This is a genomic window from Candidatus Brocadiia bacterium (assembly GCA_041658285.1).
Classification (GTDB): domain Bacteria; phylum Planctomycetota; class MHYJ01; order JACQXL01; family JACQXL01; genus JBBAAP01.
The window spans coordinates 60,197-86,770 of record JBBAAP010000010.1 but is presented as its reverse complement, the minus strand read 5'-3'; the positions used below and the strand labels follow the sequence as shown (position 1 = coordinate 86,770).

At 46.9% G+C, this 26,574-nt stretch carries 19 protein-coding genes; 17 read left to right on the top strand and 2 right to left on the bottom strand.

From position 1 onward, the window contains the following. Positions 1-128 precede the first annotated feature (128 nt). The 17 genes from WC980_09025 (at position 129) to WC980_08945 (ending at position 24,183) form a co-directional block, all read left to right on the top strand. Entirely contained in the window at positions 129-2,315 is a 2,187-nt protein-coding gene (locus WC980_09025; GenBank protein ID MFA5795186.1) for a glycoside hydrolase family 57 protein, read from the top strand. 26 nt (positions 2,316-2,341) lie between these two features. Beyond that, entirely contained in the window at positions 2,342-3,343 is a 1,002-nt protein-coding gene (galT, locus tag WC980_09020) for a galactose-1-phosphate uridylyltransferase (GenBank protein ID MFA5795185.1), read from the top strand. 65 nt (positions 3,344-3,408) lie between these two features. Next, a complete protein-coding gene (gene glgA / locus WC980_09015) occupies positions 3,409-4,875 on the top strand; it encodes a glycogen synthase GlgA (GenBank protein MFA5795184.1) in 1,467 nt (488 codons plus the stop codon). Between the two features lie 187 nt (positions 4,876-5,062). Next, positions 5,063-6,862 carry a type IV pilus assembly protein PilM gene (gene pilM / locus WC980_09010; protein ID MFA5795183.1) on the top strand — a complete coding sequence of 600 codons (1,800 nt, stop codon included), beginning with the start codon at positions 5,063-5,065 and terminating at the stop codon, positions 6,860-6,862. Beyond that, entirely contained in the window at positions 6,859-7,782 is a 924-nt protein-coding gene (locus tag WC980_09005; protein ID MFA5795182.1) for a hypothetical protein, read from the top strand. The genes pilM and WC980_09005 overlap by 4 nt, the downstream gene beginning before the upstream one ends. A gap of 1 nt (position 7,783) precedes the next feature. Further along, positions 7,784-8,719 (top strand): hypothetical protein, encoded by a 936-nt coding sequence (locus tag WC980_09000; protein MFA5795181.1) that lies wholly within the window; start codon positions 7,784-7,786, stop codon positions 8,717-8,719. A gap of 12 nt (positions 8,720-8,731) precedes the next feature. Then, positions 8,732-11,356 carry a hypothetical protein gene (locus WC980_08995; GenBank protein MFA5795180.1) on the top strand — a complete coding sequence of 875 codons (2,625 nt, stop codon included), beginning with the start codon at positions 8,732-8,734 and terminating at the stop codon, positions 11,354-11,356. Then, positions 11,353-14,259, top strand: coding sequence for a hypothetical protein (locus tag WC980_08990; protein MFA5795179.1), 2,907 nt, complete (start codon positions 11,353-11,355; stop codon positions 14,257-14,259). The genes WC980_08995 and WC980_08990 overlap by 4 nt, the downstream gene beginning before the upstream one ends. Before the next feature lie 62 nt (positions 14,260-14,321). After that, positions 14,322-15,458: a tetratricopeptide repeat protein gene (locus tag WC980_08985; GenBank protein ID MFA5795178.1), complete on the top strand. Its 1,137-nt coding sequence runs from the start codon at positions 14,322-14,324 to the stop codon at positions 15,456-15,458. A gap of 47 nt (positions 15,459-15,505) precedes the next feature. After that, a complete protein-coding gene (locus WC980_08980) occupies positions 15,506-16,243 on the top strand; it encodes a MotA/TolQ/ExbB proton channel family protein (protein MFA5795177.1) in 738 nt (245 codons plus the stop codon). A 6-nt stretch (positions 16,244-16,249) separates the two neighbouring features. Beyond that, a complete protein-coding gene (locus WC980_08975; GenBank protein ID MFA5795176.1) occupies positions 16,250-16,783 on the top strand; it encodes a biopolymer transporter ExbD in 534 nt (177 codons plus the stop codon). A gap of 9 nt (positions 16,784-16,792) precedes the next feature. Further along, positions 16,793-17,272: a biopolymer transporter ExbD gene (locus tag WC980_08970; GenBank protein MFA5795175.1), complete on the top strand. Its 480-nt coding sequence runs from the start codon at positions 16,793-16,795 to the stop codon at positions 17,270-17,272. A gap of 42 nt (positions 17,273-17,314) precedes the next feature. Continuing rightward, positions 17,315-20,458 (top strand): hypothetical protein, encoded by a 3,144-nt coding sequence (locus tag WC980_08965; protein MFA5795174.1) that lies wholly within the window; start codon positions 17,315-17,317, stop codon positions 20,456-20,458. Beyond that, the gene (locus tag WC980_08960) at positions 20,459-21,220 is read left to right on the top strand and encodes a TIGR02253 family HAD-type hydrolase (protein MFA5795173.1); all 762 of its coding nucleotides are present in this window, start codon (positions 20,459-20,461) and stop codon (positions 21,218-21,220) included. Beyond that, on the top strand, positions 21,180-21,902 hold the full coding sequence (locus WC980_08955; protein MFA5795172.1) for an ABC transporter ATP-binding protein: 723 nt from the start codon (positions 21,180-21,182) through the stop codon (positions 21,900-21,902). Before WC980_08960 ends, WC980_08955 begins: the two co-directional genes overlap by 41 nt. Continuing rightward, on the top strand, positions 21,899-22,759 hold the full coding sequence (locus WC980_08950; GenBank protein MFA5795171.1) for an ABC transporter permease: 861 nt from the start codon (positions 21,899-21,901) through the stop codon (positions 22,757-22,759). Before WC980_08955 ends, WC980_08950 begins: the two co-directional genes overlap by 4 nt. Positions 22,760-22,809: 50 nt before the next feature. After that, complete coding sequence (locus WC980_08945) at positions 22,810-24,183, top strand: M20/M25/M40 family metallo-hydrolase (GenBank protein ID MFA5795170.1); 1,374 nt, start codon at positions 22,810-22,812, stop codon at positions 24,181-24,183. Here WC980_08945 and WC980_08940 read toward each other — a convergent pair. Further along, positions 24,166-24,687 carry a hypothetical protein gene (locus WC980_08940; GenBank protein MFA5795169.1) on the bottom strand — a complete coding sequence of 174 codons (522 nt, stop codon included), beginning with the start codon at positions 24,685-24,687 and terminating at the stop codon, positions 24,166-24,168. The two genes, WC980_08945 and WC980_08940, sit on opposite strands and share 18 nt — an antisense overlap. Before the next feature lie 24 nt (positions 24,688-24,711). Then, the gene (rseP, locus tag WC980_08935) at positions 24,712-26,574 is read right to left on the bottom strand and encodes an RIP metalloprotease RseP (GenBank protein ID MFA5795168.1); all 1,863 of its coding nucleotides are present in this window, start codon (positions 26,572-26,574) and stop codon (positions 24,712-24,714) included.

Below are 26,574 nucleotides of genomic sequence, written 5' to 3'. Positions count from 1 at the left end.
TTAATAGGGCTCTATCTACTACATACTAAACAGGGTTAGTCAAGAAATAATGTTTATTATTCGTTAATGATATACGGTTAGATGGATATATCTTGACAATCTGGGGAAATGGTATTATTTGGTCGGCCATGGCGCAAAAGATTTATTTGTCATTCCTGTGGCACCATCACCAACCTTATTATCGTGACACAGTGTCGGGTGAATTCTGGATGCCCTGGGTACGTTTGCATGGCATTAAGGATTATTTTGGAATGGCGGCGTTGCTGGATGAGTTCCCTAAAATCAAAGCTAATATCAACTTGGTGCCATCATTATTAAAGCAGATTCAGGAATATATTGACGGTTCCTTTGATCGGGGCTTGTTCCTGGGGCGTAAGCCGGCTAAGGATTTGACTGATGCTGATAAGCAATACCTGCTGGATAACCTTTTCATGGCTAATCCGGATAACATGATTGGTCGGTTCCAGAAATATAAGGAGTTACATAGCAAGTTTCAGCAATCATCCGGCCGGCCATTAGGAGAGGGGAAGGGGTCTCAGGTCAACCCCATTGTTAAAGAGTTTACAGAGCAGGATTTTATTGACCTGGTGGTGCTGGCTAACCTGGCTTGGTTTCATCCGGTACTAAAGGGGAAAGATCCGTTGATAAAATCATTGATAATCAGGGGGCGTGGATTTAAGGAAGAGGATAAGCAGGCGATACTGGATAAGCAGATAGAGGTCCTGAAGCGGATTGTGCCGATGCATAAAAAACTTCAGGACGATGGGCGGGTGGAAATCACCACTACGCCGTTATATCATCCCATACTGCCTTTATTGTGTGATATGCAGTCGGCCAGGGTGGCTATGCCGGGCGCAAAACTGCCGGTGGTTAACCAGGCGGATTTTAAGGCCGATGCCAGGCACCACGTGGCCGAGGCGGTTAAAATATACCGCCATTATTTCGGGTGTGACCCACAGGGAATGTGGCCGGCTGAGGGGTCGGTTTCGCCGGATATCCTGCCGCTATTGGTTGAGCAGGGGATAAAGTGGTTCGCCACGGATGAGGAAATACTCGGACATACTTTAGGCACCTGGTTTGAGCGGGACGGGCAGGGGATACTTAATAACTCAGAGCCATTATACAAGCCGTATTATATTAATGTAAATAATACCCCTCTGAATGTGGTGTTTAGAGACCAGTCATTTTCCAATTCAGTCAGTTTTCAATATCAGCGTTGGGGTCAGGAGGATGCGGCTCGCCACTTTGTCAGCCAGATTAAGGCTAATGCGGCTCGAGCTAATGGTAATGAGCCGGTGTTGGTCAGTGTTATTCTGGACGGAGAGAATCCCTGGGAGTACTACCCGGATAACGGGATAGTGTTTATCAGAACGTTGTATAAGATGTTGAGTGAGGATAAAGATATTGAGACGGTACGGATGTCGGATTTCATTAAGCAATTTCCGCCCAAAGCGGAGCTTAAAACCATTTACTCTGGTTCTTGGATTAATCATAATTTTGCCATTTGGGCTGGCGACCAGGAGGATTATAAGGGGTGGGAATACTTGTCCCGGACGCGCGAGGCGGCGCGTAATCATAATGTAAGTGCCCAGGCGATGGAGAATATTTACATTGCCGAGGGTAGTGACTGGTTTTGGTGGTTTGGGCCGGAGCACTCGTCATCTATGGACAATGTTTTTGATGCGCTGTTCCGTAAGAACCTGATGAATGTTTATCTACAATCGGGATTGGAGGTGCCGGAATACCTGTATACCCCGATAAAACAGAAAAAAGAAGCGGAAATTTATACTCATCCGTGGGGATATCTGGAAATAAAAATGGACGGTCGGGCCAGCGATTATTTTGAGTGGTTGGCTGCCGGGCATTATGAACCGGCCAGTGATCCGGCTCGGATTTCTACTATGGACTATTCGGAAAAGTCTCCGGTTAAGGCCGTATATTTCGGATTTGACAAGGTCAATCTTTTCTTCCGGATAGATCCGGTGGACATTAAAGATATTTATTTTACCATTAATTTCTTGAAACCCCGGAAACGAAAGATTATAATCCATAAATTATCCAGCGAAGGTGGTTACTTCTCGGTTTATGATGAAAAGCGCAATATCATCGGAGATAGGTTTCCCACAGTTAGGTATAATAGCGTGATAGAATTATCCTGTTCGCTGGAAGTGTTAGGGTTCAAAGGAGGGGACGAGGTAGAATTGTTCATTGAGCTTATCAAGGGTGACAAACCGCTGGTGGCTTATCCGGGCGCAACTCCGATAAGATTTAAATTACCGATTAAAGAATTCGACAATGTGAATTGGATAGCCTAATAGTTAGGAGTGATAAATTTTAACTTATGCCAGAATTAAGAAAAGATCCAATACTGGGGCGGTGGGTAATCATCGCCAGCGAGCGAGCCAAGAGGCCCAGCGATTTCAAGCCGGCGGTTTCGGCGGTGCCGAGTAACGCGCCGTGCCCGTTCTGCGATGGTAACGAAGGTTTAACCCCGCCCGAGATATTTGCTATGCGTGCGCCCAATACCAGGCCTAATGAAAAGGGTTGGCAGGTACGGGTTGTGCCCAATAAGTTCCCGGCACTGGCTATTGAGGGTAGCCTGAGCAAGCGCGGCCGTGGTCTTTACGACCAGATGCGTGGTGTTGGTGCTCATGAAGTTATTATCGAAACGCCACAGCATGTTACTTCTATGGCGCTGATGTCGGTTGGAAATATCGAGGCGGTGCTTCATACATATAAGAACCGGCTGTTGGACCTAAAGAAGGATATCCGGTTGGTCTATGGACTGATATTCAAGAATGTGGGTGATGCGGCTGGTGCGTCGCTGGATCATACCCATTCGCAGTTGGTAGCTACGCCGGTTGTCCCAATCAGGATTGAACAGGAAATGCGGGGCAGCAAGAACTTCTATAACTATCGCGGTCGGTGCATCTATTGCGATATCATACATCAGGAGATAGAAGATGAAGTGCGAGTTGTGGTTAACGATGAGCATTTTATCGCTGTTAGTCCATTTGCGTCGCGTTTCCCGTTTGAATTATGGATTATGCCTAAACAACATCTGACGCATTTCGAGAACATACCTGATCACCTGATACCGTCATTAGCTTCAATTTCTAAAAAGGTGTTTCTTAAACTGGAAAGAGCGTTGAGTAATCCGGCTTACAATACCTTGATTCATTCAACTCCGTATAATATGGAGGAGAGTGAATATTACCATTGGCATATAGAAATTATTCCGCGAATAACGAAACTTGCCGGATTTGAATGGGGGACGGGTTTTTATATTAATCCGGTGCCGCCTGAAGATGCAACAAAGTTTTTAAGGGAAGTGGAAGCTTAAATTAGTCAATCGGTTTAATAGCTCGTTAATAAGACCAGCTATCCGTAAGACAGGAAGGTTGTAATATGCATATTATCCAGATTACTCCGGAAATGGTGCCGTTTGCCAAGACGGGCGGGCTGGCCGATGTGACCGGCGCTTTGCCTAAGCAGTTTGCAAGTATGGGGCATAAGGTAAGCGTGTTTATGCCGCTTTATAAGCAGGTTAAAGACAATACGCGTAATTTAGTGTCGACTGATGTTAGCGTTAGCGTCAAGATAGGCGATGAAACTAGAAGTGGTATTATTTGGAAATACCAGGCTTCAGATAGCCAAGCTTCCCATAAGGGCAAAGTTGATGTGTATTTTATTCAGCGCGACGAATATTATCACCGCGATAATTTGTACAGCACTCCTGAAGGCGATTACTGGGATAATGCCGAGCGGTTTATATTCTTTTCTCGGGCGACGCTTGAGGCTATTAAAGCGTTGAATTTGAAACCGGACGTGATTCACTGCCACGATTGGCAGAGTGCACTGGTACCGATTTATACCCGGACTCTATACAAGAAAGATTTCGGCAGTGTTAAGACCGTTATCACAGTGCATAATTTAGCTTATCAGGGTTCTTTCTGGCATTGGGACATGAAATTGACCGGGTTGGATTGGTCGTTATTCAACTGGAAGCAACTGGAATTTTGGGGAAAGCTTAATTTTCTTAAAGGCGGTTTGGTGTTTTCGGACATAATTACCACGGTTAGCCCTCGTTATGCCCAGGAGATACAGACACACGAGTTTGGGTGTGGTTTGGAAGGCGTGCTCAAAGAGCGATCCAAACATCTTTTCGGGATAATTAACGGGATAGATTATGGAGATTGGAATCCGGATACCGATCGGTTAATCCCGGATCGCTATGCGCCGGATAAGTTGCAAGGTAAGGCTAAAAACAAGGTGGCTCTTCAGCGAGGTGGACAAATGCTTGAGCGCGATGTGCCGATTATAGGTATGGTTACCCGCCTGGCTGACCAGAAAGGTTTAGATATGGTCAGCGAGGTTTTTGACGATTTGATGAAAATGAACATACAGTTCGTATTACTGGGCACTGGAGATGAAAAGTACCATAAGAAATTCAGCGAATTAGGCCGGAAATACCAGGTTAAGACGAGTATGCATATTACTTTTGATAATTCTTTGGCGCATTTGATTATAGCTGGTTCAGATATGTTGCTGGTCCCGTCTAGGTACGAGCCTTGCGGGTTGAGCCAGTTATATGCGTTAAAGTATGGTACCGTGCCAATCGTTCGTGAAACTGGTGGTTTAGCTGATACGATAATCAACTATGCACCGGATAAGATTAAAACAGCCAATGGGTTTTCATTTAAGAATTACTCATCCCAGATGATGTTGGGTATTATAAAGAATGCCGTGCAGGTTTACAATGACAAAAAGGTTTGGAAACAGCTGATGAGTAACGGTATGTCTCAAGATTGGTCTTGGGGGCATAGCGCCAACGAATATCTGGGTCTTTATAAGAACCGCCTTCCCAAGGATTAGACGGCTGGTAAAATGCGTCAATCTACTTGTTTATTGAAGCAAGAGCCGAGGGTTTTTATAGGCTAACAATCGGCAGATGAACCAATTGGTTCATTTCTTTGTACATTATAAGTAGTTATTGTGGATTTTTCTTGACGAAACCGAACCGCAAATTAAGATAGCCAAAACGTATTAAGAGAGGGGAAGTATGGCTAAAGGTGTTTGGGGAATTGATGTAAGCAAATCATCTATAAAAGCCGTCAGGCTTCAGCCGGACAAAGAAGGCAATATTGAACTGACCAATATAGAGATTATTGAATATACACCATCTGAAAGCCGTGATGAAGCATCCCTGGACCAGGAAATTCGGATAGCTGTAAATACACTGGTTAGCCGCAACAAGTTTAAGAAGGATATAGTTGCCGTTTCGTTACCGGGTCATGCGATATTCAACAGGTTTGTTAAAATACCGCCCGTGAACCGTGATCGGATTGACAGCGTTATTAAGTACGAAGCACAGCAGCATATTCCATTCCCGATAGAAGAGGTTATCTGGGTTTATCAGGTCATCGAGAATAATTACAGGCCCGATCAGGAAATTGACGTGGTATTTTTTGCCATCAAGAAGGAAGTGGTGGATCAATTCCTGGCTTTGATGTCGGTGAGTAATTTGAGTGTTGATATCGTCCAATTCGCGCCGGTAGCGCTGTATAATTTCGCCATGCACCAGATGCCGTTAGTTTTTTCTAAGGAGGGCATGGTTATTATTGACATGGGAGCCAATAACAGCGACTTAGTGCTGGTTGAGGGGAATAGGTTTTGGATAAGGAACCTGCCTATTGTGGGAAATACAATAACAAAGAGTATTCAGGATAAACTGGAAGTTTCCTACGCAGATGCGGAAAGATTGAAGACCACTACTACTGCGGGACAAACACAGGAAGCAGCCAAGATTTTTGGCGCCATACAATCAGTGCTGAAGGACTTAGCCAGCGAAATTCACAGGTCAATTGGATTTTATAAGAGTTTGGTGAGCGGACGGACAGTTAATTTTAAAAATCTAGTGTTGGCTGGTAATGCCACTAAAATGATATATTTTGAGGAATTTCTGTCCCAGCGGCTTCAGCTGGCTGTCAGTAAGCTGTCCACCCTTAACCATATAGATGTTAGCGAAAAAGTGGATAAGGTTATTTTGGATAAGAATTTACCGTCCTTGGGTGTGGCTTTCGGGTTATCTTTGCAGGCGCTTGGGCTTACCCCCAGCCGTATTAATCTGATGCCGCCGGAATTGATCAGAGTTAAAACCATCAGCCGTAAAAAGATATTTGTTTCCGTAATCATGGTCGTGTTGATTATGATAAGCGTTCTGCTTTATCTTTCAGCTAAAACGGCAATAGAACAGTTGGGGGAAATAGATCTGGAAATGCAAGAAATTATTATGGGAGCGGAACGGACTAATAAAACCTTTTTAGAATTGCAAAAAATACAGGAGAAGGAGAAATATCTTGAAACCATTTCATCCATTGGAACTGGCCGGGACACCTACATTAAGGTTTTTAACGCCATGAATAATATTGAATCTTTGGTAAAAAATATTTTGGCTCCGGCAAAAGGTTATATCGAAAAGGGTAATGACGATGATTTTAAAGTTGTCGGTTTGAATGAAAAAAACCGGATATGGATTCTTAATATAAAAATGGAAATGGTACCGGACGTTTTGAATTTTAGCGCGATATGCGCTGTGGTGGCTCGCCAGAAATCTAATGATGATTTCGACCCGGTAGCTTCGCAGGATTTTATTAAGGAGAAGATGCTTAAACAGCTGGCTCAGGAATTTGGCGTAACCGAACCGAAGCTTTCCTTGATGGATACAAAACCGGTTCCCAAGCTGCTAACTAAAGACGAGCAGAGCATGATGGGAGCGGAAGGAACAGAGGAAGAAAATGAATTAAAGCCCAAGTATTACCGATTTCTGATACAGCTGGCGATACCGATCAAAATAAAATGAAACTAAAAATAGATACGTATAAGTCCGGGCTACTTAGTGGAGGAGTAATCATAGCCGTGATACTCTATATGGGGGTATGGGCTAATTATCAGCAGGCTGATGAGCAGAGAGAGCAACTAAGGCAAAAGGGCTCGAAAATAGATAAGTTGATGACAAAGCAGGCTTCAACTAAGGACGTTGAGCGATTAAGAAAATACCAGGAAATTCTAGATAGAGAGTCTGTTGTTTGCAAAGGTTATTACAAGGGGAAAGAGGGTTTTTCAGCAAAGTGGTTTAAAGGCATTAATATAAAACCTGATGGTTTGCCCGAACCGGGGGATTTTAAAGCCAGATATGTCGACGAAAAGAACCAGCTTATAAGGAAATTGAAGGACAATAAAATCACTATTGGCATCAAGTTAGAGGAGGGGGATCAAGCGAAAATGGAGGAAAATCAGTTGGGTTTTGAGGAGCCCACCGCGGATAATCTTAAGAATCTGCAGAAAAAGTTCTGGATTCACGAGATGATTATCAACACCATGATTGAATCGGAGATTTTGCATTGCGAGAAGATATCTTTCGGCGTTTTTGCATCATCGCCGGCCGGTTCGGGTAAAGGTGTTCAGCCGCCTCAACTCCAGAAGATACCCGGAGATATGGGTTTTATAATACCGTTTGAGGTGATGGTTAATGTGCACAATAAGAATGCGCCCATTTTTATACAGAATATACTTAATAAATCAAAAAACAGTTTTCTGATATTGTTAAGGAAAATTGACATAAGCCGCGTTACCGAAGAGCTGGCCAATTACCCGGAAATAAAAATTATGGAAAAGGCGATTCCTCTATCGGAAAAAGACACTTATAAGCCGCCGGTTTCCAAAACACCGCCGGTAAAAATGGTCATACAGGGTGAAATTTTGGATTTTGATATAAAATAACATGAAGCAGATAATTAAGTTTGTTAAGGATTATCCCGAGCGGATAGCGTTAGGCATTTGTGTTCTGGTCGCTTTTGTTGTGTTGATCGGTTTTTTGAGGCCTTCTGAAGACACGGCTATCATAGAAGCTAATAAGAAAACTGCGGAGCTAAAAAAACTAATCAGTACTAAAGAGCCACCGCCGATATCTGATGTTAAATATTCCATCAACTTGAAAAATAATTGGGAAGGTGTTATTCCTGCTCAGGAAGTTAACAGCTGGTTGATGTATCGCCAACCGATTTATGAGGTTGAATTTTCTAAGGATGTTACAGCCCCTGGTAAAAATCCGGTAAATCTGCCTCCGGTTTTTGAGAGTGTTACCGCGACAGCGCCGGATACGGTCAGGTTGGCATGGCTTAGGAATGAAAAGACGAACGTAGAGGTTAAAACTTACCGCATATACCGAAAAGCCGATGATGAAAAGAATTTTATAATGGTTAAAGAGGTGTTTACCGATGTAATCAGTCCAACCGGAGCGGCTTACATTGAGTTTGACCGAACCGTTTCCGCAACTATGGGATATTCGTATTATATAACAGCTTATACCGAGGATAAAGCTATTAAGAATGTTGAGAGTACGCCTAGTCAGCAGATGAAAATTAACACGCCCAATGATTTTGATATAGAATGGAAATGGTCTGACGGAACCAGCGTGCTGGTTAAAATCAAAAAATACGTTAACGGGAGGTTTGAAATCCAAAACAGCAGTTATAATAGAGGTGATACTGTAGGCAAGGGTGTTTTTCTCACTTATTTTGTTATAGAAGATATACAACAGGATAAAGTAAAAGTGACGAAATCTGGCATTGTAGTAGAGAAGACAAGATATAAAATATGGTATCGCAATGCAAAAACTGGAGAAAAATCTTTCGGTTTCACAGAACCTATAGATTAAACGGAGGATAATATGATGCAAGCAAGAGTTTTGAAAGTTATTGGGTTAGGTTTATTCGTTTTGATTTACATGACAGGTTGTGGAGGGAAATCCGCTACCGCAAGAAGCGTAAGGCCAAAGCCAGCCGGGGCAGAAGCGGGGGCTGCATCCCGAGAGGCTTTTCCGGATTCTACAACTGCCAACAAGCCTGTTCCTTCCGAGGAGGATCTGGATTACAGTCTCAAGAAACTTGAGGATGAGAAGTATAAGGACTTGGGAGATAAAGGCAAAATGGCAGAAATGTTCTATGAAAGAGGCCAGAAATTTTATCAGGAATTGAAATTCGCCGAAGCCAACGAAGCTCTGTCAAGAGCGCTGGAAATTAACCCCGAACACGAGAAAGCTAAGGCGTTGCTTGAGGATGTCCGGTTTGCCAGAGGTGATTACACTCACGGGGAAATGGGGTCGACTTCCCGCAGGCTTTTTTCGGAAATCTTGGCTAAAACTCAGCAGGCCCGGTTGGAGGTGGAGAATCGTTTGAATAAGGGGATTAAGGCCTTTGAACAGGAAAATTACCCTCAAGCCGAGGGCGAGTTTAAATGGGTGATAGAAACCATCAAATGGTTCCCTTACAAGGCCGAACTGTCAAGTTATCAGCAGCAGGCCGATGATTATTTGAAAAAGACGGTTGAAAGAAAAACAAGAAAAGAACAGGAGATAGCGCGCCGGCAGGAAGAAGCGGCCAGATTACTTGCCGAAAATGAAGAAAGGCGGCGCAAAGAAGAATTTATAAAGACGGTTGATATGCTATTCAGGAAAGCTCAAGCTGAATTCGAAAAGGAGCAGTATGAAGATGCAGCCCGTCTTTGCAGTAAAATATTGGAAAAAGATCCGGCCAACGCTACTGCCGAAAAATTGAAGACTATCGCTCTTTCAGCCAAGCGCGCTAAAGACAGAAGCCGGACTACCGAAACACTAGGCGAAGAGTGGAAGAAAATATTTGAAAGTTATGATAATAAAACGATACCCGAAACTTCTGTTATAACATTTCCGGGCAAGGAAACATGGGAGAAAATAGACCATAGGGGACCTAAAAAAATATTCAAGGAGAAAATAGTCTCTGAGCTTGATAAACAATCAGCATCTCTTTTGGAAAGGAAAATCACCTTCCCATTCAAAGAACCAACGCCGCTTGAAGATATAATTCAATTTATCCGACAGACTATCAGTGGCATTAATATCCTGATTGACACGACAGTTATAACCGATCCGAAAGAGACCTTCCAGTATAATGTGGTGGGTATACCTCTGGGATGGGCGCTCAAAGACATGCTTTCCCTGAAAAAATGGGGTTATTTTATAAGGGATGGGGTGGTTATTATAACTTCAGAGGAGAAGGTATTGGAACAACAGCTGGAGACGCGGTGGTATGATATCCTTGATCTGACCGTGCCGATCGTGGATTTCCCTGCTCCGGAAATCAGCCTTGTTCCGCTCCCGGCGGAAGAAGGTGCCAGTGACTCTGTTCAGATTCCTAAAATAAAAGGCGATGAGTTGATGAAGCTAATCCAGGACACCACCGCCAAAAATGAAGGCAGTTGGGAAGCTCCCCGGAGCATTATATTCCAAGAGACTACGGGTGTTCTCGTAGTTAATCACATTCCAGCGGTACATGCACAGATAGAAAATCTGCTTAGAGAGATACGTGCCGAGACGGATATTGTTGTTACTATTGAGGCTCGTTTTGTTACGGTTCAGCAGCATTTTCTGGAAGATATCGGGATTAACTTTTCCGACCTGAATGGCGTTCCGGCTCTGCCGGCCGCGTTTTCACTGGCGCCTCCGGATGCGCCGGGATTTTCAAGCTTAGGCTCTGGCATTTACGGCCGATACCAGGGAGGGCGGAACGAATTGCGCGCCAGAATAGAGAATTCTTTATCTAGTTCAGATCCATATGCCAAATTTATATCTGAAGGAGAGCCTTCTCCGACCGGTGGTTCACTACTGGCATATACCATGTTGGATCAGACTTCATTCAGATTATTGCTCCGGGCTATCCAGAAAAATGAGCGCGCCACGATCATTAATGCGCCGTTATTGACTGTTGCCAACGGGCAAAGAGCTCATATACAAATGAGCGATCAATTTACTTACGTAAAAGATTTTGATATTGTTCTTGTCAATGCCAGTTCATCACAGGTAATGCCCGATCCGATAGTCGGCACTGCCGCTCAAGGTACGATATTGGATGTTAGGCCTATTGTTAGCGCCGACTTAAAGTATATTTCAATGGAATTGCGGCCTTCCTCGTCTAGTTTTATAGATCAGTTGCCGAACGTCAGGACATTGCGGATGAGTCTTTTAACCCTTCCGCCGTCCGCGGCTTTTATTATACCTACGGTAGATGTGGAATTACCGGAATTGTTTCTGCAGCGTGCCCGTGGAAATGCGATAATCCCAGACGGTGGAACGTTGCTGATGGCTTGTTATGCAACCGGCCGCAATGTTGACATGAATTCCAATGTGCCGATTCTTTCCAGGCTGCCTTTCCTGGGATTCCTGTTCAGACAAAAATCTATTGCCTATGCAAAACATGTCCTTCTTATTTTGGTTAAAGGCAAAATCTCTATAATGAATGAGGAAGAAAAGAGAATATGAGAAATTTAATTGATTTTAGACGTGTTTTCCAAGCCGCTATTTTTTTAGGGATGATTTTTGTTGCGGCTGGTAATGTTCAGGCAAAAGACGGCGAGTTTAGCCAGGAAGATTTAGACTACGCCGAAAAATTGGCCGGGCAAATGCATTTTGATTTTGCTGAGGAAATCTGCAATGAAAACATGAAAGCGGCCCAGACCAAAGAAACAAAAGCCAAGGCGCAGCTTTCACTGGCGCGCATAAAAAGGATGCAGGCTCAGAAAGTCGTAGATCCCGAAATACGCAAGCAGTTGACCGAGGAGTCCGCCGGCATATTGGATGATTTGATAAAAAACAACCCGGACCATCCTAATATATCCGATTTTAAATTCGAGACGGCAGAAATCCGCATCGAGCAGGGAATGTGGTTCTCCCAAAAGCTTAAAAACGAAACTAACCCGGAAGTCCGGAAGAAACTTAAACAAGATATAGATAACACCTTCGGTATCGCCACTAAATATTTGAAGGATATGCTTGATGAGTATTATAAGAAATTAAATGATGAGCAGGATTCGGCTAAACGAGCAAAAATAAACGACACTATTGGTAATGCCTTATACCTTTATGGAACAACTTATTATTATTATGGCACGTCTTACGACAAGGGCGAAGATAAGTTCAAAACTTTGTTGCAGGAAGCGGTAAAACAGTTACGTCAATTCGCTGTTGAATACAGTGATCTTTTTACGTCTTATGAAGCGGCTGATTATTGTGGTTTGTGCTATATGGAATTGGGTAATTATAGTTCGGCTAAAAGCTTCTTTGAAAGCGCTTCCTATAAATGGAAGAAAATTATCGATGAGATGGAAGATGAAGAAGAGCAAGCCAGGGCTTTAGAAGCCACCAAACAGACTATCCAGAAGGCCATGGCCCATTTTGCCCAGGCCGCAAATGCCAATGGAGAATATAATCTGGCGGTTCAAGCCGTGGACGATGTTACAAAGTGGTTCCCCAAGGATGATTCTTATGAAATGCAACTTGCCCAGTTGCAAAAAGCCTGGGCATTTTACAAAACCGGCAACGGCGCCGCCTTTGAAATAATCAAAAAAATCGCTGATAGCATTGGACCGGCCGCGCGTGATGCCAAGAATATGATTGATGCCATAATCCAAATGCCGGGCGGAAACGTTTCTCCGGAAATGCTTATGGTCAGCGTCAGGAGTCTTTTCGGTAAGAGCAGGTATTATGAGGCGATAAAGAGCGCTCAGATATTGATGAATAAGCTGAAGGATGCGTCCGAAGATGACCGGGTTAAATACTTTCCTGAAGCATTATTTTATGTGGGCGAGTCATTTAAATGGCAGACGCCGGCCAGGTATTACGAAGCCATAATCGCTTATGAGGCTATTTACCTCAATTCTAAATTTAAAAATGTAAAAAGCGGCGAAACATTTTACGGTGCTATGGCTACTAAGGCGGCGGCGGATTGCTATTTCCTGATGGGAGTTAAAGGAGGCGACCAGGCGGATAAGCAGAAAAAAAGCGAGCTGGTGGAAATGCTGATTAAGTCATGGCCGGAAACTTCCGAAGCTAAGGAAAGCCAGTGGAATTATGCCAAAGAACTGGAAATGGAAGAAAAGTTTATTGAAGCCGGTGACGGATATGCAAATGTCCCGTCATCTTCCAAGTACTACATTGATGCGAAGTTCCGTTGCGGTTATATGTATTATCTTCAGGCAACCAAGAAGAATTATAAAGCTTACCTTGTGGAAGCGGATGCTAATAATAAGGCTGCTCTTAAAGAAGAAACCGCTAAGTATTTCGCCTTAGCAGAAAAGAAATTCAAGGAGTTTCTGAAGTTTTCGGACGAAAACAGGGATTCGCCCACATATTCGGATGAAGACAAGAAAAAAATACGTAAGAACGAGCTTTACAGCCGGACATTCCTCGGTCGTATGTTCATTCACGAGTTTATCGAAAGAAGCAATGATGCTTTCGAGATTATGAACGATCTGGAGAAAAGATATAAAGACCCGGAAGACATCGCGACTATTCTGCAAGTCAGGATAGAGTCTTTGGCTAAAATGGGTAAGATGGATGATGCCGAAAGCTTGCTGAGTGATTTCTTGCGCTCGAGTAAAAATGCCCAGGATGCGGCTACTCCGATATACCAATTAATGGCTGAGTTATATGAGGCCAAGGCGGAAAAAATAATCCCGCCGCTGGCTGCGCAGGAACGTGATAAATATCTTGTTCAGATAAATGACCTGAAAAAACAGAATAAAGAGCAATATGACGAGTTTTACAAGGCGCTTACCAAAAGCAGTGAATACTATGATAAATGGATTAGTAAAACGGAAAAAGCATCGGCGAATGACGCTATTGCCGTAGCCGATAAGTTGTACCAGTCGTCGGAAAAACTAGAGAAGACTGAGCTCTACACCAAGGCGGCGCGTATTTATGATAAGGTTCTCGGCGGGGAATACGGCGATACTACCCAGACGCCCGAGTCTATAAAATTAAAACTGGCCCGATGCTATACCAGGACCCGGGATTGGAAAAAAGCACTGCCTCTGCTTGAAGAACTCGACAAGAAAGAAACAATTACAATAAAAAAAGAGCTGGCCGCGACGTATACGGAAATGGGTAATGACACCAAAGAAGCTCGTTACTGGAATAACGCCAAGAGGGTTTTAAGCTGGATTACGGTCAGGGTACCCAAGCACGAGGAAGAATGGTGGAATGCCCGTTACCAGATGGTGGTTATTGATGTTACCGCCGGATTATTTAAAGAGGCCAATGATACCATAGCCAGCCTTAGAGCCACTGTAAATAAGGATTTAGACGATGATAAATGGGGTTATAAAACCAAATTTCTTGCGCTGGAGAAAAAAATCAAAGAGGTAATGCCCGGCGGTGGTAAATAGCCGGTTTTATACTTAAAAATACTTGACAAAACGGATGTTTTAAATTAATAAAAGGACGTAATATGAAAAAAGCTTGCTTTATAATCCTTCTGTCGGTGGCATTTGTAATACTGGCCGTATCTTTCGGAACCAAAGCCTATTCCGATACCGTTAAATGGTCGCCGGACGGCGGAAAAACATATAAGGAGGAGACCGGTGATGTTTTAAACGAGACCTACGATGAAATCGAGATGAAAAGCGGCGCCGGTACCAAGAAAATCAAGCAAAAGGATGTTCAGTCCACCACCTATGCAAAACAGCCTCCCCAGATGGATGAGGCGTTACGGGCCATGCAGCAGGGCGATTATAATAAAGCCATGGAGATATACCGTAAGCTTCTGAGCGATCCGGGTATGCGCAGTATTTTTAAACAGCAAATTGCATACAGCATAGCACTATGCCTTCAGCAATCCCAGAAATTTGATGATGCAATCCAGGAGTATGATAAGTTGCTTAAGGATGTCCCTCAGACAAAATATTACAGGGAGATTTGCATTAATAAGGCCAAATGCGCGTTGGGCAAGGGCGATTCGAAGGCTGCCATAGAAATGCTTGATAAGGCCAGGCTGGATGTCGTTAAGTTTGACGAGAAATTCGCTTTTGAGATGGATTTGCTGAAAGGCCGCATAGAGATAGATGACAAAAAGTTTTCAGCTGCCAAGGCCACTTTTAGCAAGGTTGCCGGAGGAGCGGGCAGTAAGTACCCCAGCGCGGCTGATAAAGCTAATGTTGGCTTGGGTCAATGCCTAGTGATTGAGGGCGATTATGACACCGCCGAGAAGGCATTCGTCAAGGTTATCGAAAATTCCAAAGACACCATCGCCTTGGCCGGTGCTTACAACGGGCGAGGTGATTGTTATTTTAATAAAGCCAAGAAAAGTAAAGACCGGGAGTTGTATAAAAAAGCCATAAGGGATAATTACCTCAAGGCTAAGGTGATGTATCCGGCTCCGGAAGGGGAAGCGACTTACGAATATGAAAAGAGCCTATATTTTTCCGGGTACTGCTATGAAATACTCAGTCAGTATCCGCCGCCGGAAAAAAAACAGGTTTATACCGAACAGGCCAAAGCCCTTTATAATGAATTGATCAAGTATTTTCCCAATTCAACATTCAGGAAGGACGCGGAAGAAAGACTTAAGGGGATAAAGGCATCGTAAAATTTAAATATTAATATAGTAATAAGTTAATAGAAAGCGAGAAGCGTATGACAAAGACACGGATGATTACTGGTGTTATTGCCAAGGTGACCCTGGCCCTGTTTCTTGTGACCTTATCGGGCGGGATAATATATGCCGAGCCGCCTGCTGTTCCGGAAACAACCATGATTGACCTGATAAAGGCCGGTAGCTGGGTCGGGCATTTCATTATTGTGGTCAGCATGGTAGGCCTGGGCTTGGGTATTGAGCATATCATCAATATACGTAAGATAAAGCTCTGCCCGCCGGAAATCGTAGCCGAGCTTGAATCGTTGGTGGATAACGCCCAGTATGAGGATGCTATAGCCCTGTGCAACGCCAATCCCAACTTTTTCTGCAATATCATTGGCGCTTCTTTGGCAAAGATTAATGAGGGCTATGACGCCATGACTGCGGCCATGGGCGAGGCCGGTGAAGAAGAGGCCGCCAAGATGAACCAGAAAATCAGCTATATGTCCCTGGTCGGCAATATCGCGCCCATGCTCGGGTTGACCGGAACGGTGACCGGCATGATCGCGGCGTTCGGTATTATTAAAGCGACGGCTTCGCCGTCGCCGGCCATGTTAGCCAAAGGCGTCGAAGAAGCCCTGGTCACCACCGCCGAAGGGTTGTTCGTTTCCATGCCGGCGCTGACCGCGTACTTCTACTATAAAAACAAGGTAACCATGTATGTCCTTGAAATCGGCGCGCTTTGTGGTGAGTTCTTGGAGAAATTCAAGGATATCCAGCCGGCCGAGCAGCAATAAGGAACTATGAAGATTAAAAGAGTTTCAATGACCGAAAACGTGGGGTTTAACATGACCCCGATGATTGATATCGTGTTTCAGCTGATTGTCTTTCTGATGTTGGCTACCGATATCGCCCAGTCCGATATGGCTGTTGTCTATCTGCCGATGTCATCGGCCTGTGCCGAAGATAAAGAGCCTGATCCGGACCGGCTTATGGTGAATGTATCGCATATTCAGGCGAATGGATATGCCGATGAGTGTCCCGACTGGAAGTTTGAAAACGGAGAAATTAAAAAGCTTTGCCTTAACCCGGACCACTGGAGGCTTATGGTTAAGGGGAAGACGTATGATAAGAAAGAGCTTGAGGCTGTTTTGACAAAAGCCGCGGCTCTAGACCAGCCCGGCGGTCCGAAAACGGCTTCCAACCGTCCGGTAATGATCAGGGCCGACGCCGGCGCCCCGTTTGAATATATCGCCAAGATACTGGAAGCGGCCGGCCGGTCGTTTATCTGGAAAATCGAAATAGGCGCTACCAAGCCGCCCGGTTCTGAGGATTAGGAGATTAATATGGCCAAACCTAAAATAAGGGGCGATACCAGCGAAGCCTCGATGGAAATCAACATGACGCCCATGATTGATGTCATATTCCAGTTGATCATCTTTTTTATGTGTTCCATCCACTTTAAATCATTGGAAGGCAAGCTTTATTCGTATTTGCCCAAGGATAAAGGGATGGCCGAGACAACGGTGACCGATCCGGAACTTGATGAGGTTAGGATTCTGTTGATTTATGATAAGAACAAACTGCCGTTGCAGACTATGATTAAGATAGGTCTGCGTGAGATAAAAGACTGGAACGCCCTGTCTGATGAACTCAAAACCATATATACGCAGCAGAAAAGCTCCGGTGCCAAAATACCGCCGTACAAGATAGACTCGGACTTCAAAGTGCCGGTTCAGGCGGTGATTAATGCGCTTAACACCTGCAAGAAGGTCGGCATAGCTACCGTAGAATTCGCCGCTAAATCTACGGACAAGACTAAATAAACAATATAATCCCGGCATGATGGATAAATCTATAGGAGTTTTATGAAGGCAAAAATTCTGTTAAAGTACTTGAGTTATTCATTGATGTTTTTACTGGCCGCGGTCTTTTTTGCGGGTTGTGGCGGGGGCGGAGGAACGGCCAAGGCCGTCAAAGGCGTGGTAAAAACCAAAGACCGCATGCCTCCGGCCAACCAGTTAAAAGGCACGACCATTGTCATCCAGAATACCGCATCGCCCGAAACGCCGGCCGGTAGCGAAGTTAAGCTGGCGGAACTGGCTCTGGCAACTAACCAGCTGGAGATTTTCTGGGAGGGCTTGCAAATTGAACGGACCGGGTCGGCCAGCGATGACGATGTGGTATCCGTTAAGGTTTATCTGGACGACGGCAATGAGGCCTATGACCCTGAAAAGGATATTCTCGTTGGTTCGGGGCAGTTTAAGGATAGCAAGGCTAATATAACCATCCCCCATCACGCATTGGGCGGCACGACACAGTTGTGCTACATTATTGCCGCGGTGAATAAGGCGGCCATAGAGGGGCTGTCCTTGGGGATAAGTATAAAGGAAGACAAGGATTTTAATACGACGGATATTCTCGGTGTTACCGTACCCGGTGGCCTGCCCTTTGCGGCCGGACCGACGGTTATCACCAAATCCGAAAAAACAATTGCGGTACGGCCATCGGATGTGGCGCCGGTCGCCACTGAAGAGTCGACTGACGTTACCGAGGTGAAAGACCCTCTTACGGAATACCTTAAAGAGCAGGAACGGAGTAAAACAATCAGGATACAGGAAAATGAATTCATCGCCCAGAAATATTATGATAACGCTCTTAAGTTATACCAGCAATTTAACTATAATCAGGCTTTGGAATATCTTGAGAAAGCCTTGAAGCTGAATCCGCGCCACAAAGAAGCCGAAAAACTCCGAAATGAGATACAGATGATTCTGGGTTCCCGTTCCGAGGAAATCAAGGTGGTGAAAGACTTTCTGGAAAACCAGCTGACCGTAAAAATACAGGAAACAGAAATCGAGGTGAGAAATCATTTTCTTAAGGGGGAGAAGTTTTTCGCGGACAAGGATTACCGGAGCGCTATAACCGAGTTCGAAAAGGTTTCGGAACAGGTAAAATGGATTCCTTACGAAACTCCCCTGAAAGAATACCAGAAAAAAGCCGACGAGATGCTTAAAAACTCGCGGGAGTTGCTTACCAAGCAAGACGAGGATTTTGCCCGCCAGCAGCGCGCCGCCGCCGCCAAACTGGCCGAAGAAGAAGAATCACGCCGGCGCAAGGAGTTTACCGAAAAAGTAAGAATACTTTTTAATGAAGCTATCATCAGCTATGAACGTAAGCAATACGAACAAACCGAACAGTTGGCCAACAAGATACTGAAAATAGTGCCGTATTTCCGCGCCGCCGAAGAGTTAAGGAAAGAATCTATCCGGGCCCGCCATTATAAAGTTTCCTCCGATTATTTGACCCGCCGTTCCGAACAGCTTAAGAACCTGGCGGACAGCCAGGCCGAGACGGTAATTCCTTATTCTGATGACAAGATAGTCCGTTACGATCCCGAGGTCTGGGAAGTTGCCTCGCACCGCAAGCAATCAGCGATTGTAGAGTCTAAGGGCACGGAAGACCCTGACATCGTTGAAATCCAGCGGAAAATAAAGACTATAAAACATAATTTCATTATGGATGGGCAGATTAACCTTTATGAAATAACTGATTATCTTCAGCAGCAGTATAAAATACCTATTCAGTACGATCCGGCGGTCAGGAATGAAGGTATACCCGAAGAGAAAAAACAGCTGACTCTTACGGGGTTGCCGTTAGAAGCCGGTTTGCGTAACCTGCTGGAACTGTACAACCTGACATTTATATTCAAGAATAAAAGCCTTTGGATTCTTAAATCAGGGGCTTCCACCGAAGAATTGGAATGGCGCGCTTATAATGTGGACGACCTGGTCCGGGTGGTTCCGGAATTCGCCGGACCCAGCCTTGAATTCGAACAGGCCGCCGGCGCGGGCGGCTGGACTATGCCGACCATCGAAACAACGCCCAGTAAAGCTTTCCCCATAGAAGACCTGATAAAACTGGTTAAGGAGAATACGGGTAGAAACTCCAGAGGGCAAAACACCTGGGAAGGCGACGCGGCTGTGTCCGGCGCGGCTATCCAGAGGATGGGTGAAACCAACCGCATTATGGCCGTTCATATCAAGTCCGTTCAGGACGAGGTCCTTGAATTTCTTAAAACCCTGCGCTATTTCCGGGGCGGCATGGTTGCGATAGAAACTATATTTTTAGCTACCACAAATGATTACCTGGAAAGCGTTGGGGTTGAACTCAGGGACCTGGAACCGGCGGCCGATTCAAATATTCCCGAAGCCGGACTGCCGGCTAACCTGCCGCCGGCGCCTTACGGCGCGGGCGTTTTTAGGGGCGGGCCGACCAGGTCGCGCGATATCAGGTTCAGAACCGCCTATTCTTTCCGGAATGCGGCCGGCGTGACCGAGACCCCCATCGGCGGGCGGCTTAATGCCCGGGGCGGGTTGGGATTGCAGTGGTCCGTATTTGACAGCCCCAGGATAAATGTACTTCTACAGATGCTGGAAAAAACCGGTAAGGGCAATGTGCTCGACGCCCCTAAAATAGTGGCCCTGAACGGGCAAAGGGTTAACGTCAGTTATGTCAGGCAAAGGTCTTATATCAAGGATTTGGAAGTCCTGGGCGGCATGGCCGGTTACGATCCGACCATGGCCACATTTACCACCGGGATAATTCTTGATGTCAAGCCGGTAATGAGTTATGACCGTAAATTCATAACCATTCACGCGTTCCCGTCATTGATGCAGTTGCAACAGCTGCGTAATTATGATATCCGACCGACTTTCGCGCCCAATACCTCGTATATCGGGTTCGGCGATACGTTTGTCCAACTGCCTTGGCTGTCTTTACAGCGTTGCCGCACCTCGGCCGTGGTCCCGGACAAGGGCGCTCTTCTTCTGGGCGGTATGAAACGGATAACCGACCGCTCGCTCAGCGCTTCTACTCCGGTCTTCGAAAAAATACCGGTTCTGGGTTCGCTATTCAGGCGTAAAGTCAAGAGTGATGAAAAAGAAAACATCCTCATCATCATCAAAGCCGAAATTATCGAACTGTCGGAGCTGGAAAAAGAGCTCGAATAAATGACACGCCCAACAGGACTCAAGGCCGTATTTTTCGACATTGACGACACGTTATATTCTACCACCGACTTCGCCCGCCGGGCCCGCCACAATGCGCTTAAAGCGATGATTCGGCTCGGGCTGGACCTGCCGCTGAGCGTGCTGATCCGGGAATTTGACGAGGTTATTTCCGAGTTTTTATCTAACTACGAGCGCCATTTTGACAAGCTGTTATTGCGGATTCCCGGCCGGTATTATAAATCGGTCAACCCGGCCATCCTGGTGGCCGGCGCGGTGATTGCTTATCATCAGACCAAGTACCGCGAGCTTAAGCCTTACCCGGATGTGGTTAAAGCCTTGACCAAGTTGTCCAAAACCGATATCATACGCGGCGTGATAACCGCCGGGCTGGCGGTCAAGCAGTCAGAAAAGCTTATCCGACTGGGGCTTTACCGGTATCTTACCCCCGGCGCGATTTTTATTTCGGAACAGATCGGCATCGGCAAACCGAATATAAAACTCTACCAGCGCGCTTGTGATGAGGCCGGCGTCCGACCGGAACAGGCGCTCTACGTGGGAGACCACCCCTTTAACGATATCGACCCGGCCAATAAAATCGGCATGATTACCGTGCTTAACCGGCGCAATAACAAGCTCCTTTCCGTCAAAGGCCGAACCAGCCCGGATTACCGGATAAATGACTTCCGGCAGCTGCTCAAAATAATTAAACGCTATAAACAAAATGCTTGCGCTCAGAACCGAAGGTCTAAGCCGCCGTTTTAGCAAACTCACCGCCGTAACCGGTCTTTCGTTGGAGGTCCAGCCGGGCGATATCTACGGGTTCCTGGGCTTGAACGGCGCCGGAAAAACTACCAGCATCAGGATGCTGCTCAACCTTATCCGGCCGGACAGCGGGGCCATATATTTTTATGATAAGGAGCTGCGTTCCAACTATATCGAAATAATGTCCGGCGTCGGCGGCATGGTCGATATCCCGGCGTTCTATGCCCACCTTTCCGGCTGGGATAACCTGAAATTGATGTCGCAACTGCGGAACGGTTATACCCAAAGCGTTATCACCGAAGCTTTGGCCAGTGTCGGGCTTCTGGAACGCGGACGCGACAAGGTCCGCACCTACTCCCAGGGCATGAGACAGCGTTTAGGCATAGCCAACGCCTTGCTGCCGGTGTTCATTAAGCAAACCGGTTCGACCATCGCGCCGGTGATTATCCTGGACGAACCGACCAACGGGCTCGACCCCAAAGGGATTATCGATATCCGCCGGATGATTAAGCGCCTTAATCTTGATCATAAGGCGACTTTTATTATTTCCACCCATATGCTGGCTGAAGTGGAAAAACTCTGCAACCGGGTCGGCATTATTCAGGAAGGCCGGCTTATCGCCCAGGGCACTTTGGCTGAAGTTCTTAAAGATAAGACAAGCCTGGAAGAATATTTCGTATGATACTAAGAATATGGCGCCTGATTAAGATAGAGTTGTTCAAGCTCAGCCGGCAGAGGTTCACCTATATAGCCGTTTTTATAATAATCCTGACCGTGCTGGGCACTATCTTCCTGACAAAATCTGAAACCGCTGTTAACAGCTTTACCCTGCTCAGCCGGGCGCTGTTAAACGGACTCAGAATCGCCGCCCTTTTTATCCTCATAATCGGATGCCTGTCTATAGCGTCGGAAACAACCTCGGGCACCATCAAGACCATACTGATAAGCCCGATCCGCCGGAGCGAGCTTTTCCTGGCCAAGGCCGTAACTCTTATAATCACGGCTGTGCTGATTACTCTTTTGATAGAACTGGTATCCTATACTGCCGTCTGGCTGGGTTTTGGGTTTTTCGATATCACCGACCCGACTATCAAGGATTACATCCACCTTCAGAAATCCGAGATGCTCCGCTACACTCTTTACACTTTTATCATGGTGTTTTTGCCGGTTGTCAGCATCGCATTTTTCGGGTTGTTTATTTCGTCGCTGGTGGAAAACGCCGGCATCGCCGTGGCCGTGGGAATACTTTTTTATCTTTTTATCGATTACTTTATCATCGGGTTGTTGCCGCAGTTTGCTCCTTATATTTTCAGTTATTACCTTGATTATTTTCCCAAGACCCTGGCCGACCTGTCCGAAGGAATACTCGGGCAGATGTGGAAATTCACCGGCATTGATTACATCCTCGGCATCAAGCCGCAGGGCGATGAGATTGTTGATTACCTTAGCCTGGTAAAAACCCGTATTGTGCCGCTCGGATATGTTATTATATTTATCGTTGTCGGGCTTATGGCTGTCCGCAAGAAGGACATTATTTAGCAGGTCGGCAGTGTTCGGCTAAAACCCGACGATTACTTTAAATTCAACCCATGAAAGATAAGATTTTCGCTCAGATATCCCGTAACCAAAATTGGTCCGTCAACCTGCTTAAGGAAGCCTTATCCATTCCGAGCATCTCGGCCCAGAACAAAGGCCTTAAGGAATCAGCTACACTGATGATTAAAATATTCCGGAAGCACGGGTTCAGCGTTATTTCCGAGACCATCAAAGGCAATCAGGTGGTTCTGGCCGGGCGCGATGTTGACCCCAAATTGCCGACCATACTTTTTTACAACCATTACGACGTCCAGCCGCCCGAGCCGTTGGAAGAATGGCTCAGCCCGCCTTTCAAGCCGGTAATCAGGCAGGGCAGGATATTTGCCCGCGGCGCGGCTGATAACAAGGGCAACTTGATGGCCCGGCTGGCCGCCGTCAAGGCCTTTGACGACGCCGGTATTCCGCTTCCGGTCAACGTCCGTTTCCTGGTCGACGGCAGGGAAGAGGTGGGCAGCCCGGGATTAGATGAATTCATAAAGAAACACCATAAAGATATCCGGGCCGATATCTGTATCTGGGAGTTCGGCTACCGGACCGCATCCGGAACGCCGGTTCTGTCGTTGGGCTGTAAGGGTATACTCTACATTGAACTGGTCGCCCGCGGTTCAAACAGGGACCTGCACTCGTCCAAAGGCATTGTCGTGCCCAACCCGGGCTGGCAGCTGGTCTGGGCTTTGAACAGCATGAAAGACCAGTCCGAGCGGATACTGATTAAGGGATTCTACGACAAGGTTAACTTCCGTCCGGCCAGCCCGTCGGCGTTTCAGGGCATGAAGATTTACCGGATTGATTCTACGCCCAAACAACTGGGTATCAGCCGGTTCGTGCTTGGGCTCAAGGGTGATAACCTGCTTAAGCGCTATTACTACCAGCCTTGCCTCAATATCAACGGCCTGAGCGGCGGTTATGAAGGCCGGGGGCACAAGACTGTCCTGCCCAGGCAGGCGCTGGTCAAAGCCGACTTCCGCCTGGTGCCTGACCAGGACCCGGCTGATATCATCAGGAAGGTTCGGGCTCATCTGAACCGCCGGGGATTCGGTAATATCGAGATAACATCATTCCACGGCTACAAGCCGGCATTGACGCCGCCGTCCCATCCGCGCTTCCGCCAGCTCATCGGCATTATGAAGGCCGCGTCTAAATCGGTTTACGCCAAGCCGTTCGAGGTTGAACCGATATCGCCCGCCTCCGGGCCGATGTATCTCTTCCGCGGCCGTTTGCTCAATGATATGCCTTGCTTTGCTTTGGGTATCGGGCATCCCGGCTCTAATATCCACGCGCCCAACGAGAATATTTACCTGAACGAATATCTCAAGGGCACGCGGTTCATTGCCGCTTTGATGATGGAATTAGGCAGGAAATTTTGATTTGTCCCCGGGTATAATCCTGAGCCAGCCCATATAAAACCAGCCCAGAAACGCGCTGATTAAGTGCAATCCGTGGTTAAGCCAGATGTTTTCTCCGGGCAGCAATCCGGCCATGCGCAGGCCTATCAGGTGCGATGATTTCTCTATCTCCATTATCGTGAACATACCCAACAGCCCGAACACGTAAAATAACCGGTAGAAAATGCTGCGCCATTTATGGTCGGCCTGGCGCAGGTCGGTTGATAGGAACCTGTGCGCCAGGTACAAGCCGGCAATGGCGCAAGGCACGGCCAGGACCTTGAAATACTGGACGTTCAAATCCCCGGCTAATGTCCCGTCAGTTGGCGCCCGGACCAGGTATCTCAAAATTGTTCCGTCCAGAGCCTTGAACCAGTCGGTCGAGGCATCGGTGAACATATCGCTGATAAAGCGGCCCATTCCGATAATGGCCAGGCAGGCCGCGGAGATGATTCCGAACAGATGAAATGGTTGGCCGGTCTTCATAGGGCAAATCAGCCGGGCAGTCCTTTATCCGCCGCTTACCCAGCGGGAGATATCGTTATAAGACGCGAATATGACCAGCGACAGCAACAGGAATAACCCGACGTATTGGGAAATCGCCTGAGTCGTCACGCTTACCGGCTTGCCTTTTAGCTTTTCTATTATCATAAAAAGAATCCCGCCGCCGTCCAGTATCGGCACCGGCAGCAGGTTTAGTATCCCCAGGTTGATGCTGAACAGGGCCAGCAGCCAGATGAATTTGCTGATGCCTTCCTGGAGCATATACCACGATGCCTGGAATATGCCGATCGGGCCGGCCATGCCTTTCATCGATTCCTCGCGGCTGAATAGTTTCCAGATAAGCTCGACGGTGAGCGATACCAAATCTATGGCTTCGTTAAACCCCACGGCAACAGCCGTGAAAAACGGATATTGCTCCCGCGAGGTGGCGGCTTTTAGTTCGATGCCCATCGCGCCCTGGGTTTCAAATTGTTTGGCTGTGAGAGTGGATGTGAATAACGTTCCGTTCCGGTCAATGGTCAGGTCTATCGGCAGGCCTTTAGTCCGGTTGCTTAGTTCTGCCAGCAAAGCCAGGCCGGTTACAGTCAGAGCTTTGCTGTTATCGATAGTTACTGAAACAATCTTATCGCCCGACTGCAAGCCGGTTTTCTCAGCCGGTGAACCGGGCTTGACATCGCCTATTTCGTTGCTGTCAGCCAGGAAAAACATCATATATCCGTTGCCGGCTGTGTCCTTGGCCGGCAGCGCCGTCAGGGCCAGTTCGTTGTATTTGCCGTCCGGTTCGGCCCGGTGGACTTTTAGCAGCAATTCTTTTCCAGGATTGGCCTTGATTATTTCCATCAATCGGCCGGACGATTTAACCGGGTCTCCGTTTACAGACAATACCCGGTCTCCCGGTTTCAGACCGGCCTTGTGGGCCGGTGAACCCATCTTAACCGCGCCGATAATGGGCGGCGTTGATTCAGGCATGCCGGTATCGTAATATCCTTTATTAATAGTGTCGGGGGTTACGGTCAAATCAACCATTTCGTATTGGTCTTTTTGCCCGGTCGGCCGCCGGACCTTGATGGCCAGCGGCTTGCCCGGATTTTGGTAAACATGCTTATCTATCTCGCGGCCGGAAGACACCGCCTCGCCGTTAATGATTATTATCTCATCGTTCGGCTTGAGTCCGCTTTTATCCGCGCCGGAGCCAGGCATCACGCTCATAACTATATTATGGGCCGGCAGTATGCCCAATTTGGTCGAGCCCTGCGCCTTGACCGGCACAATCAGCTCCTGGCCGTTGCGCTGGACTTTGATATTGAGCAGCGTCCCGGCCTTGGCCCGGAGCACCTCGCGTCGGTACATATCGACATTATTTATGGGCATTTCCTTGTCGCCGTAGACCACCGCCGTAATCCGGTCGCCTTTCTGTATATCGCTTTCCCATTCGGTCGAATTGGGGATGATATAGCCGACCACCGGTACGGCGAAATTAAGCCCGATCATAAAGGCCAGCATGCAGGCCGGGAAGGCCAGCAGGAAGTTCATAATCGCGCCGGCCGCGAATACCTGGGCCCTGACCATCGGCGGCTTGGCCGCGAATTCGTAATCGGCCTTGGGTTTGTCAGCCTCGCCCAGGTTCTCGCCGGCCATCCGGACGTAGCCGCCCAGCGGCAACAGACCGATCCGGTAAAAGGTCTCGCCTTTCTGGAATCCCCATATCTTAGGGCCCATGCCCAGGGAAAACACCTCGACCCTGATTTTAGACCGCTTGGCCACGATGAAATGGCCCAGCTCGTGGACGAATATTAATATGCCCACGCCGACCAGCATTATGAGGACGGTGCTCAGGTTTGAAAATAGGCCGCCGAATAATTCTGTCAT